Raw genomic sequence first — 18,855 nt, forward strand, 5'->3', positions numbered from 1 at the left:
ATTTAATTTTCCCTTGCTGCTAAACATGCCTGCAGGACTTAATCATCACAACAATTTTCAAAAAACCGGGTTATACCTGGTATAATTTAACTTGAGCATACCTCTACAAGGTGTTATAAAAAGATGGCTAATAGCGATAAAGTTTCAGAATCAAAGGTTGACGTAGTTTTAATTGGCGCGGGTATCATGAGCGCTACATTGGGGGTAATGCTTAAAGAACTGCAACCCGATTTAACCATTGAAATTTTTGAACGACTTGATATTATAGCTGCCGAAAGTTCGGCACCGATGAATAATGCTGGTACCGGCCACTCTGCTTTTTGCGAATTGAATTATACCCCAGAGCTTCCTGACGGAACCGTTGAAATAAAAAAAGCCATTAAAATTGCTGAGCAATTTGAGATATCAAAGGAATTCTGGTCATACCTTATCGACCAAAAATATATTCAATCGCCACAAAGTTTTATCCGGAAAGTACCTCACATGAGTTTTGTTTGGGGCCCCGAGAATGTAAATTATCTTAAAAAACGCCAGGAAGCATTGACAAAACATCACTTTTTTAAAGGAATGCTATATTCTGAAGACAAAGCACAACTTCAGCAATGGATTCCGTTGGTGATGGAAGGACGTGATGAAAACGAAAAGGTTTCGGCTACATTTATGGGTTTAGGTACCGACGTAAATTTTGGCAGCTTAACCAGCAGCCTGCTTAATCAGCTTAAACAAAAAAGCGGGGTCGCGCTAAGTCTTAATCATGATGTGCGAAACATTAAACGCAATAAGGATAATAGTTGGCAGGTAACGGTAAAAGACAAAACAACCGGGCAAAAAAGAAAACTGACCGCCAATTTTGTTTTTGTTGGTGCTGGGGGTGGTGCTTTACCCCTGCTTCAGAAATCGGGTATTGCTGAAAGCAAAGGCTTTGGTGGTTTCCCGGTAAGCGGCCAATGGCTGGTTTGTAACAACCCCGATGTTGTTGCCCGCCATGAGGCTAAAGTATATGGAAAAGCATCGGTAGGATCTCCGCCAATGTCTGTACCGCACCTGGATACCCGGGTGATCAACGGTAAAAGAGAATTACTTTTTGGCCCGTACGCAGGATTTTCAACCCGTTTCTTAAAGAAAGGATCATTGCTTGATCTCTTTTGTTCTATCAAGCTAAATAACATATGGCCCCTGCTTGCCGTAGGGCGTGATAATTGGCCGTTAACCAAATACCTCATCAGCCAGGTATTACAATCGCCTGCCGATCGTTTAAAAGCCTTACAGGAGTACATGCCCACAGCCAAAGCCAGCGAATGGGATCTGGATGTAGCCGGACAGCGTGTCCAGGTGATTAAAAAGGATGCTAAACATGGAGGCGTACTTGAATTTGGAACTGAAGTGGTAACGTCTGCCGATGGCAGCATATCAGCCTTATTGGGGGCATCACCAGGTGCTTCAACATCGGTACCTATTATGATACAACTGATAGAACGTTGTTTTAAAACTCACATCAAAACCGATGCCTGGCAGCAAAAATTAAAAGAAATGATACCTTCATACGGACAGTCATTAGCTAATGATGAAGCCTTAAGTGAAGTTACCAGGGCCAGGACAAGTAAGGTGTTAGGATTAGTGTAGATACCCTAAACGGGTGGACCATTTTGTTAAAAAAGTGGTTTTACATGGGTTACACAATTCATGATTTACAATATATCACCTCATTGATAATCAAACATTACTAAAATCTCATCATCAAAAACCGGGTTTACATGTAAACCCGGTTTTTGTATAATTCTACTGAAAAACTCCGGCATTCATACCACTATTAACGGCCGTTTCTTTAACCTTAAATTCTGCTGATTGCCCCAGCAAAGTTGTTTTGAGCAGGAATGGTATCCTGATGCCACCGTTTATGCCTTCATAGTCACCAAATTCGGTTACCGAGTTTACGGAGCCTTCTATTACTTGCTTTATTTTGAGACCGGTTTTCTGATTATAAAAATTCCGTATCTGTGTTCCTTCGGCAAGGTTTATATCAATTTCATAGGCCAGGTCGCCATTAACAATCTTCAGGGTTGAGTCGAGTTGCATAGCGTATCCCCCTTTTTCATAATCGAGCTCGGGGAAAGGTTTGCTTTTGGCCTTTATCACTTTTTTACCGGCATCATCCAAAGGAACATCACGGTTTAACTGCTGTACACTGATGCGCTCGCCATTTACCAAAACATGGGCCACAATTAAATTATTATATGATGGCACGGTTATTTGCTGAAAAAACATATCGGGTGATCTATATCGGCTTACCATCTGTACTTCAGAACCTTGAACTGTACCTGTTGATGATATTTGCAGATCTTTAATATTTTTCAGTTTCTCGGCGCCGCCTATAGCATCAATATAGGTTTTTATAACACTGGCAGCTGTAGTACCAGCAGGTACAGGCAATCCGCTGAATGAATTATTTTCCGGATTGATGTCGGGCAAAAGATGATCCGGATCAACAATAGCCGAAACAATTTTCGAGGTTGATTTATAATGAAATGTCCAAAGCCCGCCACGCTGCCATATTTCAACCGGGAGTTTTACTGTAGCGGTTTTACCATTTTCTTCCTTGATCAGGATAGTTACCGGCAAGGCCATCTCCTCCAGGTTCTCCAGCGTAATTAACGAACCTTTGGAGGCATCGCCATCAGGGTAAGTGATATCTTTTATGCCCTGGTCAAGTTTCCAGGTGGTGAAGAACCATTCATTCCAAAACCAGCTCAGATCCTCTCCTGCAGCATTATCCATAGTATGGAAAAAATCCCAGGGCGTAGGGTGTTTAAATGCCCAGCGTTTGATATAAGTTTTGAATGCATAATCAAAGCGTTGTTCGCCTAAAACCTGTTCACGCAACATGGCAAGCCCAAGCGCCGGTTTTTCATAAGCGGCTGCACCCAAATAATCGGCCTGAATCACATCTGGTATCGTCATGATAGGTTCGGCTTCAGGAGCAAACAGTTGCAATGCTGCCTTTTGCTGATCAGGCTTTACATAGAACTCTCCATTGTTAAATACCTTGGTATCTACATTATTTAAAAATGTATTAAAACCTTCGTCCATCCAGGCATATTTACGTTCGTTCGATCCTACGATCATCGGGAACCAGTTGTGTCCAAACTCATGATTGGTTACCTCCCACAGGTCACCAGCCTTACTTTCCGATCCGCAAAAAACAATACCGGGGTATTCCATACCACCAACAGTGCCTGCCACATTGGTAGCTACGGGATAAGTATATTCAAACCATTGGTTGGAGTATAGTTCTATAGCACCTTTTACATATTCTGTAGAGCGGCTCCAGGATTGCTTGCCTTTACTTTCAACCGGGTAAACTGATTGTGCAAGGGCCTTCTTTCCACTGGGCAGATTAATGCGTGCCGCATCCCATATAAATGCTTTTGAAGCAGCCCAGGCTACATCGCGTGCATTTTTACATAAAAAGTGCCAGGTAAGGGTTGTTTTTTTTGGATAGTCATCTTTTCGCAAAACATCTATGGAATCTTTAATCATCACCGTTTTATCACTCTTCCGGGCTTCAGCCAAACGTTTTAGGGTGGTTGGGGAATACACCTCATTAGGGTTAAGCAATTCGCCCGATCCCGCCACAACCAGACTGGCCGGCGCAGTTATGGTATAGTCAAAATTGCCATATTCCAGGTAAAACTCCCCGGCTCCAAGGTATGGCAGGGTATTCCATCCAGTTACATCATCATAAACCTCCATACGGGGATACCACTGTGCAACTTCGTATATCCAACCATTTTTAGTAAGCAGGCGCCCCATCCGGTCGGTTCCATATTGAGGGATATCAAAGCCATACTCTATTCTGATCTGTAGCTTGCTCCCATCGGCGCGTAAAGAATCTTTCAACTTTATTTGCATACGGGTATCGGTCACAATGTAGTCTGCTTTTTCGGTTTTGCCGTTCTTCGTAACGAATATGGCTTTTATCTCATCACCTTTGGTATAGGAACGATTGTTAAACCGGCCGCCGGTTATCGGGCTGGTCGCTTCGGCCCTCGAATCTTCCCGGTAAATATTTTGTTCTACCTGCAGCCACAAAAACCCCAGCGCATCGGGGCTGTTATTGGTATAAGTGATCAGGGCAGTGCCATCAATCCGGTGTTTAAGGGTATCTAAAACAACATTCAGCTTATAATCGGCCCTATTTTGCCAGTATTTTGAACCGGGAGCGCCTCCGGCATTCCTGAACATATTACCTTTTTCGGGATAGAAATTAGGATTGAATACTTTATGCTGATCATATTTTACACCGGGCTGGTCGGTATTTTGTGCGTAACCTTTGAAGGCTATGGCGCATAGTAGTATACAAAGCGTTAGGTTATAAGGCTTCATGTAGGTGATTTATCATTTATGAACGCCAATATATCAAAATTATGATGATGCTGTTATGACAATTGAGCTGTTATAACATATTTTAACATATCATTACTGTTACACATAGGTCGCAACCTGCTTTTGTTTTCATAAGCTCTCTAAAAAACAGTGTGCAAACCATTATCTATTTTTTATATTTTTGCGGATGATTGTGAGCATGCAAAACCGCTGCCCCGAATCGCATTCCTAATAAATGGATATATCAGTAGTAGTACCGCTTTATGACGAAATAGAATCGTTACCCGAGTTAACCTCATGGATAAGCCGGGTAATGGACGAAAACCGTTTTACTTACGAGATTATCTTAATTGATGATGGCAGTAAGGACGGTTCATGGGAAATGATCAGAAAACTACAGCTGAACAACCCTTTTATCAAAGGCATTAAGTTCAGACGTAATTACGGTAAATCGGCAGCATTAAATACTGGTTTTGAAGCAGCCAACGGCAATGTTATCATCACCATGGATGCCGATCTGCAGGATAGCCCTGACGAGATCCCAGAACTATACCGCCGCATTACCGAAGAAAATTACGACCTGATATCCGGATGGAAAGCTAAACGATATGATCCATTGAGCAAAACCATACCTACTAAGCTATTTAATGCGGCAACCAGAAAAATGAGCGGCATAAACAACCTGCATGATTTTAATTGTGGTTTAAAAGCTTACCGTAAGGCTGTTGTTAAAAACATTGAGGTTTATGGCGAAATGCATCGTTACATACCTGTACTGGCCAAATGGGCCGGCTTTACTAGAATTGGCGAACAGGTTGTTGAACATCGCGCGCGCAAATACGGTAAAACGAAATTTGGCATGAGCCGCTTTGTAAATGGTTTTCTTGACCTGCTCTCGATATTTTTTGTAGGTAAATTTGGTAAACGCCCCATGCACTTTTTTGGCACCATGGGCACACTGAGCTTTTTTGCCGGTTTAATAATCGCCATATGGCTCATCAGCGAAAAACTATATAATCTGGCTCATAACATAACTGTACGCCAACCAACCGATAATCCCTGGTTTTATATAGCCATAGTGGCTATCATTTTAGGTTCGCAATTATTTTTAACAGGCTTTGTTGCTGAACTTGTTTCAAGAAGCTCAAACGAACGCAATAATTACCAAATAGAAGAGATTATTTAAAACAGATAGGAGATGTGAGATATGAGATATGAGACTTAGAAAAATGTCCTCCATCTCATATCTCATATCTCATATCTCACATCTAACCACATGTTTTTTTCCATCATCATTCCTTTATATAACCGCCCGCAGGAAATTAAAGAACTGCTGGAAACCCTTGTATTGCAAACATACAAGGCCTTTGAGGTTTTGGTAATTGAGGATGGTTCTGTAAATGATGCTGAAGCAATTGTAAACAGTTTTAGTGGTAAACTGGAGCTGCGTTATTTTAAAAAGCCTAATGAAGGACAAGGTTTTACCCGCAATTTTGGTTTTGAACGTGCCAAAGGCGATTATTTTATCATTTTTGATTCCGATTGCCTCATCCCGCCCAATTATCTTGAAATTGTAAATCAATCGCTCAGCACCAATTATCTTGACGCCTATGGCGGCCCCGATGGCGCCCACAGCTCATTTACACCTACGCAAAAGGCTATCAGCTATTCCATGACTTCCCCTTTTACTACTGGTGGTATACGCGGTAATAAAAAAGCTATCGGCCAATTTCATCCGCGTAGTTTTAATATGGGTATATCGCGCCAGGTATGGGAAAAAGCAGGTGGATTTATCATTACCCGTTTGGGTGAGGATATTGAATACAGCATTCGCATCCATTCACTGGGTTTTAAAATAGGCCTGATACCCGATGCTATAGTTTACCATAAACGACGTACTAACTTTTTACAGTTTTATAAGCAGCTTCACTTTTTTGGAAGGGCGCGTATCAACATCTATAAGTTTTTTCCAAAAGAGTTAAAGGCAGTACATTTTTTCCCGGCCGTATTTGCCATCGATGTCACACTAACCCTCATTTTTAACCTGTTAGGCTGGCAAATAGCTATATTGGCTAACATTATATTAGCAGTTTACATTTTGTTAATATTTTTTCATGCCTGGTGGAAAAATAAATCAGTAAAAATTGCATTTTTGAGCATTATAGCCGCCTTCACCCAACTTATCGCCTACGGGTTTGGATTTATGCAGGATTTTTGGAAGCGTGTAATTTTTAACAGATCATAAGAACTTATGTACCACCCATTTTCTGTTGCAGAAACCATTAAAACTGCATGGAATGTATTAAAGAAAAATTTTGTACCGCTGGTAGTGTACTCGGTTATTTCGTTATTTATCAATGAAGCCCTTGATTTTTTCAAGGAGTTTATATTACTCGACGATGATCTGACGACCAAACTTATTTTTATTTCTATACAGCTTATCATCCAATGCTACATCGGTCTTAGCTTTTACAAACTGATACTAACGCTTATGGATAAGGAATATTACGAATTTGAATTCAAGGATATCCTTCCTTCCTTCCGAATGACTCTTAACTTTGTGATCATTGGTTTGTTAACCGGGATATTGGTTCTGCTATTGGTGATCTTTTATGTATTTACACAGCGTAATATAGGTTACGATCACGTTTTTCAGACTATTGAATTGGTGTTCATTTTGTACATTGGTCTTCGCAGTATTTTTTGCATTTGCTTTATTGTAGATGACGATTCCTCGCCTATAGAGTCGTTAAAACAAAGCTTTGAGATCACTAAGGATAATTTTTTTAAAACATTAGGTGTATTCACCTTCATTATCCTGATCATGATTGCTGTACTTATCCCTATTGTAGTACTCCTGGGCTTATCCGGACTTGATCAGGAAAAGGACGGATTTATTTTTCGGCTTGCATTCTATTGTTGGTTTATACTTGCATTCCCATTTGTACAGGTTATTATCATGGTTACTTACCGTAAACTGGTTTACAGTCACCTGGATGTGGACGATGATATTGCCGAAACTAATTAGCATATGGGACTAAAATCTGCATTGAGCAAAATATTTGCCGCCGCAGTAAACCGGCAGCTAAACAAGCTACGCAAAAATGCTATAAAGCTGCAGCAAAACACCTTTTCTGACCTGATAGATGCGGCCAAAGACACCGCTTTTGGTCGTGAGTACCGCTTTGCGGAGATCAATAATTACAACGATTTTAAAAGGAACGTACCCATACATGATTATGAGGATCTTCGCCCGTACATTGATCGTGTTGTCAGTGGCGAAGAGAATGTTTTGTGGCCCGGAAAACCAGCTTATCTGGCCAAAACATCAGGTACTACATCAGGTGTAAAGTACATTCCCATATCAAAAGAAAGCATGCCCGAGCATATCAAAGCAGCTCGTAACGCGTTGCTTAGCTATATCCATGAAACAGGTAATGCTGACTTTGTAGATGGCAAGATGATCTTTTTACAGGGCAGTCCTATCCTTACCGTGAAAGCGGGTATAGCCACCGGCAGGCTTTCGGGCATTGTAGCCCATCATGTACCTGCCTACCTGCAAAAAAACAGGCTCCCAAGCTACGAAACCAATTGTATTGAAGACTGGGAGCAAAAGGTTGATGCCATTGTGGAGGAAACCTTTAACCAGGATATGCGCCTAATATCAGGTATCCCGCCCTGGTGCCAGATGTATTTTGACAGGCTCTCGGCCAAAGCCGGTGGTAAAAAGGTAAAGGATATATTCCCCAATTTTAAACTGTATGTGCATGGCGGCGTAAATTTTGAACCATATCGCACCCGCATGGAAGAAAGCATCGGCGCAAAAATAGACGCCATCGAAACCTATCCTGCGTCCGAAGGTTTTATCGCTTTCCAGGATTCGCAAAAAGAAAAAGGCCTGCTGCTGCTGGTCGACTCCGGTATATTTTATGAGTTTATCCCTTCAGAAGAGTATTTTAACGAAAACCCTACCCGCATTAACCTCAAGGATATTGAATTGGATAAGAATTATGCCCTTATCATGAATACCAGCGCGGGTTTATGGGGCTATAGTTTGGGCGATACCATTAAGTTTGTATCAAAAGATCCATACAAAATAGTGGTAACCGGTCGTATCAAACATTATATATCGGCTTTTGGCGAACATGTGATAGGCGAAGAAGTAGAACAAGCACTAATGAGCGTGGCGCAACAGGAAGGTGTTGATGTAATAGAATTCACCGTAGCACCGCAGGTTAATCCACCTGCAGGACAGTTGCCATACCATGAATGGTTTATTGAATTTGGCTCTGCCCCGGCTGATTTAAACGCTTTTGCGCTGAAAGTAGATAAAGCCTTGCAAAAGAAAAATATTTACTATTTTGACCTCATTGAGGGTAACATTTTGCAACCCTTGATCATCCAAGGCCTGCAAAAGTACGCGTTCATTAATTATATGCGTTCGCAGGGGAAACTTGGAGGACAAAATAAAGTACCGCGATTAGCCAACGACAGGAAGATTGCCGACTTATTGAAAGAATACGTTATATAATAGTAAATTTGGCCTTGTTTGGATAAACAGTTTAATAAAGCAACCGTTCGTCTGAATAATAATTGAAACAGATACATCATTGACTAATCATATAAAAAACATTGCCATTCTTGGCTCCACAGGTAGTATAGGTACGCAAACGCTGGAGGTGATCAGGAACAATAGCGGCTTGTTCAGGGCATTTTTACTGACCGCGCACTCCAATGCTGGTCTGTTGATCAGTCAGGCTATTGAATTTAAGCCGGAATACGCTATCATATGTGACCAAAGTAAATATCAGGAAGTTAAAACAGCCCTGGCACATTTACCGGTTAAAGTATTGGCAGGTCATCAGGCCATTGTTGATACCGTAACCCATCCGGATATTGCTATAGTATTAACCGCTATGGTTGGCTTTGCAGGTCTTGAACCCACCATTGCCGCTATCAAAGCAAATAAGGATATTGCACTGGCCAATAAAGAAACATTGGTAGTTGCAGGCGGACTGATAACCGGATTGGCCAAACAACACAACGTAAAAATTTTACCTGTCGATTCGGAACATTCGGCCATATTTCAATGCCTTGCCGGCGAAGAGCATAACCCGGTCGAGAAATTGATCCTTACTGCTTCAGGCGGGCCCTTCCGCGGGCGCGATCTTGATTTTTTAGCCAATGTAACCTCACAGGATGCACTTAAGCATCCCAACTGGGTAATGGGTGCCAAGATCACCATTGATTCAGCCTCGTTGATGAATAAGGGCTTAGAAGTGATAGAAGCCCGGTGGCTGTTTGATGTAGAGGCCGATCAGATCGATGTGATCATTCATCCCCAGTCAATCATCCACTCTATGGTGCAGTTTAAAGATGGTTCCATCAAGGCCCAAATGGGTTTGCCTGATATGAAACTGCCTATCCAGTACGCCTTAACCTATCCAAACAGGGTAACAAACGATTTTAAACGGTTTAACTTTACGGATTACCCTACCCTCACATTCGAAAAACCGGATCTGGATACTTTTCGTAATCTTAGTTTAGCCTATACAGCCTTAAAACAAGGCGGCAACATGCCATGCATTATCAATGCGGCAAATGAGGTAGTTGTTGCCAGCTTTTTAGGTCAGTCTGTCAGCTTTTTGGCTATGAGCACAATTATTGAAGCGTGTATGCAGAAGATAAATTTCATAAAGCAACCAACCTTAACCGACTATTTGAATACTGATAAAGAAACACGCATCTTTGCGCAAAATTTAATAGAAAAAACGCCGGTAAAGGCAATACAATTTTAATATACATAAAAGTAGATAATGAGTATAGTGATCATGGTGGGCCAGCTGATACTGGGCCTTTCAATTTTAATAATCCTGCATGAGCTGGGACATTTTTTAGCGGCGCGTGCTTTTGGCATCAGGGTCGAGAAATTTTACCTGTTTTTTGATGCCTGGAACATAAGTCTTTTTAAATTTACCTACAAAGGCGTTGAATACGGCATTGGCTGGTTACCCCTCGGTGGCTATGTTAAAATTGCCGGTATGATAGATGAATCAATGGATACCGACCAGCTTGCGGGCCCGCCGCAGCCCTGGGAATTCCGTTCAAAACCGGCCTGGCAGCGCTTAATTGTGATGCTTGGCGGTGTTACCGTAAACATTATACTGGGTATACTGATATTTTGGATATTGACCATGCGTTTTGGCGATAGTTATATTCCTAACTCAAGCGCCAAATACGGCATTGTTCCCGGCGAGATCGGTAAAAAAATAGGCCTTGTAGCCGGCGACAGAATTGTAAAGATCAACGGTAAAGCCGTGGAACGCTTTGACGACCTGACCAGCCCAAAAGTATTACTTGAAAACACCGTTTTTACTATACAACGCGGAACCGAAACAGTTAGTGTTACTATACCACGCACCATACTAAACGATCTGTCTGACCACGGTATTGAAGAATTTATAAGCAGAATTCCCCGCAGCAAATTTATAGTTGACTCCATTGTACCAAAAAGCAATGCGCAAAAAGCGGGTTTGGCTAAAGGTGACAGCATTGTGGCCATCAACAATCAGCCTATTGCATTTTATGATGAGTTGAAAACCGAACTAGCAAAAGATAAAGGCAAAGCAGTGGATCTGGGTGTAAAACGTAACAATCAGGTTATCACTTTAAAAGCACAGGTAACGCCTGATGGTACTCTTGGCTTTGCACAGTCAAAAAACGATCTGCCTAAGGTAAAAACCATTTACTATGGTTTCTTTGGCTCATTACCGATTGGGGCTTCAAGGGCCTGGGCAACTTTTACCGACAATGCCAAAGGCTTAGGTAAAATTTTTAAAGGCGATGTTAAGTTCAGCAAGGCTGTAAGCGGCCCGGTTGCTATTGCCAATCTGTTTGGCAGCCATGTTGACTGGGTGCATTTCTGGAGCCTCGTAGGCTTTTTATCCATGGTGCTGGCCCTGATGAACCTTTTACCTATTCCGGCACTTGATGGTGGCCATGCATTGTTCCTCATCATCGAGATGATTAAAGGTAAACCACTGAGTGATAAATTCCTTGAACGCGCCCAAATTGTCGGTTTTGTAATATTGGTTACCCTGATGGTTTTTGTTTTTGGTAACGATATTGTAAAACAGGTAATGAAAAAGTAAGTTTCATAACATCGATATATAGCCCCTGGACCTACTCCAGGGGCTTTTTTGTTATCATAGCCTGCCCCTTTGCATTATTTGGTAAACCATCCTTTACGCTAACTTTACTTTACGCGGATTTTTATAAGCTTTAAAAGCGTACCTTTGCGGAATTATTTTCCTGAAAAGCGCTTAGCTCAATTTGCTTAGCTCTTCAACGACAATAAATTACATAGAAATCAATACAATGAAAAAAATTGTCGACTACCGCAAACTTTTAGGCGTAAATGAAGCTACTGAACTACAGGAACTTAAAACAACATACCGTAGCCTGATGAAGGCCTGGCATCCGGATAAATTTCAGGATAACCCGGAAAGCAAGCTGGAAGCCGAAGAAAAAAGTAAGACCATTATTGAAGCCTACCACTTTTTGGTAAGTATAGCCCCCGAAACCCGCGAGCAATCATTTGCCGAATATACCATAACCACAACTACCTCAAGCATAGCTGATTTTGAATACAAATCGCAGGTATTGAAGATCAGTTTTACCGATGGTAATACCTACGAGTATTTTGATGTGCCCAAGGCAGTTTATATCAAACTGATCAACGCCGACTCACCCGGCCGTTTTGCCCGCCGGCATATCTATAATGATTATGTTTATCGCAGCATCAGCAGGTTGGTGGCAACGGCTTAGTTTTTAACAAAAAACTTTTTAAAGCCTTTATTTTAACACTTTTTCATTCAAAAAGAGGATAAAAACGAGGCAGAAACTGTCGAAAATCGCCTCAAAACCATCGATTTTAACACTTTTTAACAAATTTCAGCACGGTTTTGAAAGTTTAAAAAGTTTTACTTTACTGGTCTGTAAATTACTATTATATCAAACGGTCGGTTTTGGTTACCTTTTTTGCTTAACGCAACAGCCCGGTTTCTCTGGTGAGAAAACCGGGCTGTTGCGTTTTATAGATGTACGAAAAAAATCTGCAGTCAATAACTGTGATAGTCTTAAACTGTTGGTTCAATTGTATCCCCATCGTTATCGGATATCATAACCGGGGGGCGATCCTTTTTATAGATGGCCGCGCCAATAAGCGCTATAATAGCTCCCATTACTGCTGCTGAGATCAGTGCGCTGATAGTAATACCTGCCGGACTAAGTAGTTTTTTGGTAAAGGACATTGCCTGGTCTACCTGCTCTTGCGAGAGGCCCTTCGACGCCATTTTAGCCTCGGTAGAGGCTATTATTTTGTCTAACATTTCAGGGCTCAATACCGCGAAGTACAGGTAAGTAAATACAGCCAGTACAATACCCGATAGTATGGCAAACAAAAATCCTGCTTTAAATCCTTCGCCAAAAGTTAAATAACCGCCATTAACGTCCCTGTATTCCTTTTGTGTTAGGAACATAAAGCCTATAAACAGTAATGTACTTAGCCATTTAATCGGTGAATCGGGATCCACATTCATGAACTGGATAATATAAGTAACTACAATAGAAGCTATTACATATATCGCTCCCCATTTAATAATTACCGGCATTGGACTTGCTTTTTGTATTTCCATGATATTGCATTGGTTTATGATTTATTAAAAGTAATTATTATTCCTACCTATTCAAAAAATCAGCAGTAGAATATATTGAGAAGGGCGGTGATCATTTCGGAAGTAGGATGTTCGATTTCGGATTTGTAACCTTCTAATCTGACAGTGATAGGTATTAAAATAAAAGCGGCTTCCTTTTTAGAGAAAGCCGCTTAACAGTAATTTGTGTTTATCGCCTATCCTTGTTCGATATTAATGGCCATGATGGGCTCTTCGTTAAAAATATCCTTTAACCGGGCTTTCCATGTCTCTGCTTCAAGGGCAAGTTCCTCCGTTGATTGTTTTTCCGTTCCATAAATTACGTGAGGTTGCAGAACAGAAAAACCGGTGAATTCCAAAATGCCTCTTTGCAAAGGGTGCAGTATCGCTTCAAGAGTGCCGTACCGCTCTTTGATGTAGTTGGCTTCTGGTCCACCTCTAGTAAGAGAAAGTAATGCTCTTTTGCCACGAAAAATACCCTTCTCATAAATGCGCCCGTTTTTATAAAACCGCCCCATGGCAAACACACGGTCTACCCAACCTTTCAAAATAGCGGGGACACTGAACCACCACAACGGGAATTGCCAGATCATCAGGTCGCACCATTCTACTTTTTGTTGTTCATCTTCAATAAAATCCGCGAAACCATTCATCTGGCTTGCGTATACTTCTTCTGTTTGTTGTTTAAAGAAGCTCGGGTTATTTACTGTAGTAAAGTTGGTTCTATCCGAAACGGGATTAAACCGCATAGCATACAGATCGGATACTTTTACTTCATGCCCCGCATTTGTAAGCGTGTTTACCGCGCTGCTTAACATGGTACCATTCATACTTTGTGGTTCGGGATGGGCATATACAATAAGAACTTTCATGATAACTATATTGGTGTTTTTAATAAACCGGAAGCAAAATTATTGCTTAATCAGTAAGTTTGCGGATGTGCAGCTAATTGTATGAGGCACACAAAATTGTAAGTGATGAGCACAAGAAAAATTACATCTACCAACTCCATCAACCGGGAAAAACTTATTGACTTTTGCGGAATGATGTACGCTGTTGACCTGCTGGGCGGGAGGTGGAAATTGATAATCCTGTACAAACTGGGGAAGGGGCCGCTCCGTTTCAGCGAACTGAAAAGAATTATTCCCGGTATTACAGATCGTATGCTGACACTGCACCTGAAAGAGCTGGAGCAAAACGACCTGATCAACCGGACTGTTTATGCGGAAGTACCCCCACGGGTTGATTACCGCCTCAGCAGCAGCGCCGAATTATTGATACCTGTTTGGCAACAATTGGAACAATGGGGCCTTACGCACAAGCAAAGCCAGGCAGAAAAGAAAAAATTATAACCGCCAGGCAGACGCAAAATCCGCTGTGCATGGTACGGCAATAACACCACAAGTGTTCGGAAGATCAAAGGATAAATGACCTATTGCATTTATTGTTGATATGCTCCGTTAGGAGCTCCCTGTTTGTAGAAATACAAGACAAAATATCTTTTTGCTCCGTAGGTGCAACCCTAAATGAGCAGGTAAATTGTATAAAGGTAGCCTCTACGAGGCATAAAAGAGGGGGATGCGGTGCTATAAACAGGTAGCTCCTAACGGAGCAAGCTTGTTTTAGATATTTTATAAAGTGTGATGTCGCAATTTATTCTTCGAACACTTGTGATGATAACACCGACCATAGGCAAAATTGAGCCACACATCGCCGCACCACTATTTGCATTTGTTTTATATGAGCTTTATCATTTAATGCTTAATATTGACACCATATGTACACCCCACTATTAGCACTACATTCATTAACCAGGTGGCTTATATTAATTAGCTTACTTTTTACCATTTACCGGGCATACAGGGGTTGGTTGCTCAATAAACCTTTTTCTAAGCTCGATAACACAGTTAGATATGTAACTGTAACCATAGCACATATTCAACTCATCTTCGGACTTTGGTTATATTTTATCAGCCCTATCGTTCATTATTTCCTCTATAATTTCAACACAGCTGTTCATGAAAGGCAGATCCGTTTTTTTGGGATGGAACATATTACGGTAATGCTGATCGGTATCGTTTTAATTACCATTGGTTCAGCTAAAGCAAAAAGAAAAGCCACTGATAAAGAAAAATTCAGAACAATAGCCATCTGGTTCAGTATCGCTTTGTTACTTATTTTATCGTCTATCCCCTGGGCCTTTTCACCGCTTATAAGCAGGCCTTATTTCAGGCCCTTTTAGTAATTAACATAACGATAACACCAGTCAGGATCAAAATCAATTACTGAGCCACACAGACAAGTAAATTGAGCCATGTGAGACATCTGTCATTAAGTCTAATGCTGATATTTGTATCGTTAACTTATAAAAAAAACAGCAATGTCAAACATAACAAAAATAGCACTCGGCAAAAATGGCCCGCTTGTTTCTAAACTCGGATTGGGCTGTATGCGCATGTCGCCCGTTTGGGGAAACCAGGCGAATAACGAAAGTGAAAGTATCGCCACCATTCAGTCGGCTTTAGACAGCGGCATTAATTTCCTGAATACCGGCGATTTCTACGGCGCCGGCCACAACGAACTATTAGTGGGTAAAGCCATTAAAGGCAGACGGGACGACGCTTTCATCAGCGTAAAGTTTGGTGCCATCTTCTATGGCGGTCAATGGCTTGGATTAGACTTACGCCCAATTGCCATTAAAAACTTTATCAATTATTCGTTAGTACGCCTGGGGATTGATACCATCGACCTCTACCAGCCGTGCAGGCTTGATAATAGCGTTCCGGTTGAGGATGTGATAGGAACTGTCGCCGATCTGATCAAAGAAGGCAAGGTACGTTATCTTGGTGTTTCTGAAATTAAGGCCGACCAACTGCGCAAAGCTCACAGCATACACCCGGTGACTGCATTGGAAATAGGCTATTCATTGGCCGACCGACAGATAGAAAGCGACCTGCTCCCTGCTGCGAAAGAATTGGGTATTGGGGTAGTGGCCTTTGCCAATACGGCCGAAGGGTTACTTACGGGTGAGATGAAGGCCCCATTGGCTGCTGATGATTACCATAATCACTTCTCCCGATTTCAGGGAGATAACCTGATAAAGAACCTGGAGAAGGTTGAGGTGTTAAAACAAATGGCAGCAGAAAAGGGATATACGCCAACACAACTGGCTATAGCCTGGGTGAATGCCCAGGGAGATCATATGATGCCATTGGTGAGCATGAGCCGGAGGTCAAGGTTACCGGAAAACATACAAGCTATGGAGATAGTTTTTACTCCGGAAGAAATGAATGCCCTTAATGATCATTTTTCTCCAGGCTCGATACTTGGCGGCACATACCTACAGCGTTAGCCGGGTAGGGCTGTATATAAGCCCCGCCCATTTTATATCTTTACGTAATGATAAATCCGACTGAAATAATTCCGGGAGTTATATTTTATTCGTATCATGCTTCTGTGCGAAAGGATAAAGTAGCATTTTTAGAACATAATACCCTGGTATTGCAGGTTTCAGGCCGTTTTACATTGGAAACAGCCAGCGAGAAGCTTTCGATGGAGCAAGGTGAGATGTTGCTCATTCGAAGAAATCAATTGGGCGAACTCACTAAAACTCCCTTAAATGGTGAGGATTACCAAACTATAGTCATTTGTTTGAAAGAACCCCTGCTCAGACAGATCGCGCTGGAAGAGCAAATAGAACAGGAAAAAAAATATACAGGCGCCCCAAACATTCTTATTCCCGAAAACGATTTTCTTAAAGCTTTTTTTCAATCGGTAATTCCCTATGTGCGTCATTCAGAAGAAAAGATTACCCATGCGGTAGGCATGCTTAAGGTAAAAGAAGCTGTGCTGTTGCTTTTGCATATCATGCCCGAGCTCAAAGATTTCCTGTTCGATTTTTCCGAACCCTATAAGATCGATATTGAAAAATTCATGCTTAACAACTTTCATTTCAATATACCTATTGAAAAATTCGCGCAACTTACAGGCAGAAGCCTCGCGGGTTTCAAGCGCGACTTCCAAAAAACATTCGGCATGGCACCACGACATTGGCTACAGGAAAAACGCCTGTCGGAAGCCCGGTATCTGATAGAAACAAAGAATAAAAAACCATCTGCGATCTATCTTGATTTAGGATTCGAAACCCTTTCTCATTTCTCTCATTCGTTTAAGAAAAAGTTTGGCAGGACACCTACCGAGGGGGCTGTGATAACACCGACCATAGGCTGAATTGCAATCGCCATGTGTGGTAAAACCCTTGGGCGGTATTATCATCATAGCTATCCGGAAAAATGAAAAGCATGTCATTTCGAACGAGGCACGAGGAGAAATCTTTTGCGATTAGTAACGAAGACTTAGCAATATGCAGAAGATTTCTCTTTCGCGCAACGCTCATGCCTACCCTTGCTCTATCGAAATGACAAACTTTTTTTAGAGATAAACAAAAGCGGCCTTCCTTACAGGAAAGCTGCTTTTGTTGTGTATAATCTTTTACCTATCAGGCCTGTGGATTATTAACCTGCAGCTCTTTTTTAAAGAAAGCGGCAAAGATGATGGCCAGTACAAACATAAAGATGATAGAGATACCTACCCCCTGTATTTGGCGACCAATTGTAACATCTTTTTGAGCGTTAAATTCGCCCTGGATCTCATCCAGTTTCTTTTTGATAATATCAGGACTGGTTTTGCTTTCTTTGAGAAATTTGCTTACCGAACTGGTCATGGCCGCTTGAGTTTTTTCGATCATATGCGGCTCTATTACTTTGGCAAATAACTGATCGCGCAGGGCAAACTGTATTACAAAAGCCGTAAAAAACATCAGGAATATACCTGTTGCTGCTTCCCGCAAGGTCCAGAAACCACCAACTTTTTTCCTGAAATTAAAACACAATACTACCACCAGTAAAATAGGGAGCAGTACCGAGAATATAAAAGGCGCGGAGGAGATAACCACCACCGATGTTGTAGATAATATGATATAGAACGAGATGATACTCAGTACGGTTAATACTACGCCCAGCAACAAGCCAAAAGTTATACCGGTAATTCTTAACCGCTTTTTGTCAACTTCAAAAGCCATTGATATTATTGAAAATTAATTAATATATCTAAAACGGCCATATCAAATTCTTTATCCAAGGCGTATTCGGCTATCTCTTCTTTGACTTCGTCGGTTGGATCGATTGTTTGGAAGAAGCAGATCATCGGGTAAAACAATTCCTTTAATTCCGAATCCTGCGGCAGGCTTTGAGCTACTTTACTCACTTCCGAAACCGGGCTCTCAATCAGGATCTGGTTGGCTATCACAGGCTCATAAATGCGGTACTCGTCCTGAAACTCGTCCTCATCAACCAGTAAAAACTCTTTCAGGTAATCTTCCAATTCGGGCTCAATATCCTCATCCTCGCACTCGTTCAGGTACAGCAGCAGGTTCAGCAGCTCGGTACCGCGGTCAAGCGTTTGCTCTTCAATATCTTCCCACTCAGGCGAGTCAAGGTAGTCCTCTTCCAATTTTTTAACATCGGCGCTAAAAAAGTTCACCAGCAGGAGGTCAAAAAACACCTCGCGTAATGATTCAATAGCCGGGTTATTGTCAAATACTTCATCCAAAGCGTCAACCTTGGTCAAAAAGTCCTCGTCAAGCGCGAAAACTTCGTCAAAGCTATTGCTCAGGAGGGTAGCATCAAAGCTGCTGTATTTTGAAAAAGCCTCCAGAGCGGCTTCAAAAGCGGTTTGTATTTTTGGATCGATCATGATT

General features: G+C 41.6%; 17 protein-coding genes. 12 read left to right on the top strand and 5 right to left on the bottom strand.

The features are described 5' to 3' along the window. Positions 1–123: 123 nt before the first annotated feature. Positions 124–1,623: a malate:quinone oxidoreductase gene (locus ACNURT_RS17630; protein ID WP_419698829.1), complete on the top strand. Its 1,500-nt coding sequence runs from the start codon at positions 124–126 to the stop codon at positions 1,621–1,623. Between the two features lie 156 nt (positions 1,624–1,779). Here ACNURT_RS17630 and ACNURT_RS17635 read toward each other — a convergent pair whose 3' ends face one another. Beyond that, positions 1,780–4,383: a M1 family metallopeptidase gene (locus ACNURT_RS17635; protein WP_419698830.1), complete on the bottom strand. Its 2,604-nt coding sequence runs from the start codon at positions 4,381–4,383 to the stop codon at positions 1,780–1,782. A gap of 235 nt (positions 4,384–4,618) precedes the next feature. Here ACNURT_RS17635 and ACNURT_RS17640 point away from each other — a divergent pair, with 235 nt between their 5' ends. The 7 genes from ACNURT_RS17640 (at position 4,619) to ACNURT_RS17670 (ending at position 12,210) form a co-directional block, all read left to right on the top strand. Then, the gene (locus tag ACNURT_RS17640) at positions 4,619–5,569 is read left to right on the top strand and encodes a glycosyltransferase family 2 protein (RefSeq protein ID WP_370995057.1); all 951 of its coding nucleotides are present in this window, start codon (positions 4,619–4,621) and stop codon (positions 5,567–5,569) included. 90 nt (positions 5,570–5,659) lie between these two features. Beyond that, entirely contained in the window at positions 5,660–6,628 is a 969-nt protein-coding gene (locus ACNURT_RS17645; protein ID WP_419698831.1) for a glycosyltransferase, read from the top strand. A gap of 6 nt (positions 6,629–6,634) precedes the next feature. Then, positions 6,635–7,411 carry a glycerophosphoryl diester phosphodiesterase membrane domain-containing protein gene (locus ACNURT_RS17650; protein WP_419698832.1) on the top strand — a complete coding sequence of 259 codons (777 nt, stop codon included), beginning with the start codon at positions 6,635–6,637 and terminating at the stop codon, positions 7,409–7,411. Positions 7,412–7,414: 3 nt separating this feature from the next. Beyond that, on the top strand, positions 7,415–8,914 hold the full coding sequence (locus ACNURT_RS17655; RefSeq protein ID WP_419698833.1) for a GH3 auxin-responsive promoter family protein: 1,500 nt from the start codon (positions 7,415–7,417) through the stop codon (positions 8,912–8,914). A gap of 79 nt (positions 8,915–8,993) precedes the next feature. Further along, on the top strand, positions 8,994–10,181 hold the full coding sequence (locus ACNURT_RS17660; protein WP_419698834.1) for a 1-deoxy-D-xylulose-5-phosphate reductoisomerase: 1,188 nt from the start codon (positions 8,994–8,996) through the stop codon (positions 10,179–10,181). An 18-nt stretch (positions 10,182–10,199) separates the two neighbouring features. Beyond that, positions 10,200–11,534 carry an RIP metalloprotease RseP gene (gene rseP / locus ACNURT_RS17665; RefSeq protein ID WP_419698835.1) on the top strand — a complete coding sequence of 445 codons (1,335 nt, stop codon included), beginning with the start codon at positions 10,200–10,202 and terminating at the stop codon, positions 11,532–11,534. Between the two features lie 226 nt (positions 11,535–11,760). Further along, positions 11,761–12,210 carry a KTSC domain-containing protein gene (locus ACNURT_RS17670; protein ID WP_419698836.1) on the top strand — a complete coding sequence of 150 codons (450 nt, stop codon included), beginning with the start codon at positions 11,761–11,763 and terminating at the stop codon, positions 12,208–12,210. 311 nt (positions 12,211–12,521) lie between these two features. Here ACNURT_RS17670 and ACNURT_RS17675 read toward each other — a convergent pair whose 3' ends face one another. Together ACNURT_RS17675 and ACNURT_RS17680 are read right to left on the bottom strand one after the other, a co-directional pair. Then, positions 12,522–13,079, bottom strand: a complete 558-nt coding sequence (locus tag ACNURT_RS17675; protein WP_419698837.1) for a DUF4199 domain-containing protein — start codon at positions 13,077–13,079, stop codon at positions 12,522–12,524. Positions 13,080–13,294: 215 nt separating this feature from the next. After that, complete coding sequence (locus ACNURT_RS17680; RefSeq protein ID WP_419698838.1) at positions 13,295–13,969, bottom strand: NAD(P)H-dependent oxidoreductase; 675 nt, start codon at positions 13,967–13,969, stop codon at positions 13,295–13,297. A gap of 105 nt (positions 13,970–14,074) precedes the next feature. Between ACNURT_RS17680 and ACNURT_RS17685 the strand changes: the two genes are divergently transcribed. From ACNURT_RS17685 to ACNURT_RS17700, 4 genes are all read left to right on the top strand, one after another. Further along, positions 14,075–14,449: a winged helix-turn-helix transcriptional regulator gene (locus ACNURT_RS17685; RefSeq protein ID WP_419698839.1), complete on the top strand. Its 375-nt coding sequence runs from the start codon at positions 14,075–14,077 to the stop codon at positions 14,447–14,449. A 425-nt stretch (positions 14,450–14,874) separates the two neighbouring features. Further along, positions 14,875–15,339, top strand: coding sequence for a hypothetical protein (locus ACNURT_RS17690; RefSeq protein ID WP_419698840.1), 465 nt, complete (start codon positions 14,875–14,877; stop codon positions 15,337–15,339). A 138-nt stretch (positions 15,340–15,477) separates the two neighbouring features. Further along, positions 15,478–16,449 carry an aldo/keto reductase gene (locus ACNURT_RS17695; RefSeq protein ID WP_419698841.1) on the top strand — a complete coding sequence of 324 codons (972 nt, stop codon included), beginning with the start codon at positions 15,478–15,480 and terminating at the stop codon, positions 16,447–16,449. 47 nt (positions 16,450–16,496) lie between these two features. Then, positions 16,497–17,327, top strand: a complete 831-nt coding sequence (locus tag ACNURT_RS17700; protein ID WP_419698842.1) for a helix-turn-helix domain-containing protein — start codon at positions 16,497–16,499, stop codon at positions 17,325–17,327. A 268-nt stretch (positions 17,328–17,595) separates the two neighbouring features. Here ACNURT_RS17700 and ACNURT_RS17705 read toward each other — a convergent pair whose 3' ends face one another. Both ACNURT_RS17705 and ACNURT_RS17710 read right to left on the bottom strand, forming a co-directional pair. Next, positions 17,596–18,177: a DUF4199 domain-containing protein gene (locus tag ACNURT_RS17705; protein ID WP_419698843.1), complete on the bottom strand. Its 582-nt coding sequence runs from the start codon at positions 18,175–18,177 to the stop codon at positions 17,596–17,598. 5 nt (positions 18,178–18,182) lie between these two features. Beyond that, positions 18,183–18,851, bottom strand: a complete 669-nt coding sequence (locus tag ACNURT_RS17710; RefSeq protein ID WP_419698844.1) for a hypothetical protein — start codon at positions 18,849–18,851, stop codon at positions 18,183–18,185. Positions 18,852–18,855: the final 4 nt, after the last annotated feature.

Source organism: Mucilaginibacter sp. NFX135, from assembly GCF_048565145.1.
Lineage (GTDB): Bacteria > Bacteroidota > Bacteroidia > Sphingobacteriales > Sphingobacteriaceae > Mucilaginibacter.

Excerpts from the sequence above, each read along its gene's own strand:
- ACNURT_RS17680 (WP_419698838.1), bottom strand. The coding sequence starts at position 13,969 with ATGAAAGTTCTTATTGTATATGCCCATCCCGAACCACAAAGTATGAAT.
- ACNURT_RS17690 (WP_419698840.1), top strand. The coding sequence starts at position 14,875 with ATGTACACCCCACTATTAGCACTACATTCATTAACCAGGTGGCTTATA.
- ACNURT_RS17710 (WP_419698844.1), bottom strand. The coding sequence starts at position 18,851 with ATGATCGATCCAAAAATACAAACCGCTTTTGAAGCCGCTCTGGAGGCT.
- ACNURT_RS17640 (WP_370995057.1), top strand. The coding sequence starts at position 4,619 with ATGGATATATCAGTAGTAGTACCGCTTTATGACGAAATAGAATCGTTA.
- ACNURT_RS17695 (WP_419698841.1), top strand. The coding sequence starts at position 15,478 with ATGTCAAACATAACAAAAATAGCACTCGGCAAAAATGGCCCGCTTGTT.
- ACNURT_RS17670 (WP_419698836.1), top strand. The coding sequence starts at position 11,761 with ATGAAAAAAATTGTCGACTACCGCAAACTTTTAGGCGTAAATGAAGCT.
- ACNURT_RS17685 (WP_419698839.1), top strand. The coding sequence starts at position 14,075 with ATGAGCACAAGAAAAATTACATCTACCAACTCCATCAACCGGGAAAAA.
- ACNURT_RS17645 (WP_419698831.1), top strand. The coding sequence starts at position 5,660 with ATGTTTTTTTCCATCATCATTCCTTTATATAACCGCCCGCAGGAAATT.
- rseP (WP_419698835.1), top strand. The coding sequence starts at position 10,200 with ATGAGTATAGTGATCATGGTGGGCCAGCTGATACTGGGCCTTTCAATT.
- ACNURT_RS17655 (WP_419698833.1), top strand. The coding sequence starts at position 7,415 with ATGGGACTAAAATCTGCATTGAGCAAAATATTTGCCGCCGCAGTAAAC.
- ACNURT_RS17635 (WP_419698830.1), bottom strand. The coding sequence starts at position 4,383 with ATGAAGCCTTATAACCTAACGCTTTGTATACTACTATGCGCCATAGCC.
- ACNURT_RS17705 (WP_419698843.1), bottom strand. The coding sequence starts at position 18,177 with ATGGCTTTTGAAGTTGACAAAAAGCGGTTAAGAATTACCGGTATAACT.
- ACNURT_RS17675 (WP_419698837.1), bottom strand. The coding sequence starts at position 13,079 with ATGGAAATACAAAAAGCAAGTCCAATGCCGGTAATTATTAAATGGGGA.
- ACNURT_RS17700 (WP_419698842.1), top strand. The coding sequence starts at position 16,497 with ATGATAAATCCGACTGAAATAATTCCGGGAGTTATATTTTATTCGTAT.
- ACNURT_RS17630 (WP_419698829.1), top strand. The coding sequence starts at position 124 with ATGGCTAATAGCGATAAAGTTTCAGAATCAAAGGTTGACGTAGTTTTA.
- ACNURT_RS17650 (WP_419698832.1), top strand. The coding sequence starts at position 6,635 with ATGTACCACCCATTTTCTGTTGCAGAAACCATTAAAACTGCATGGAAT.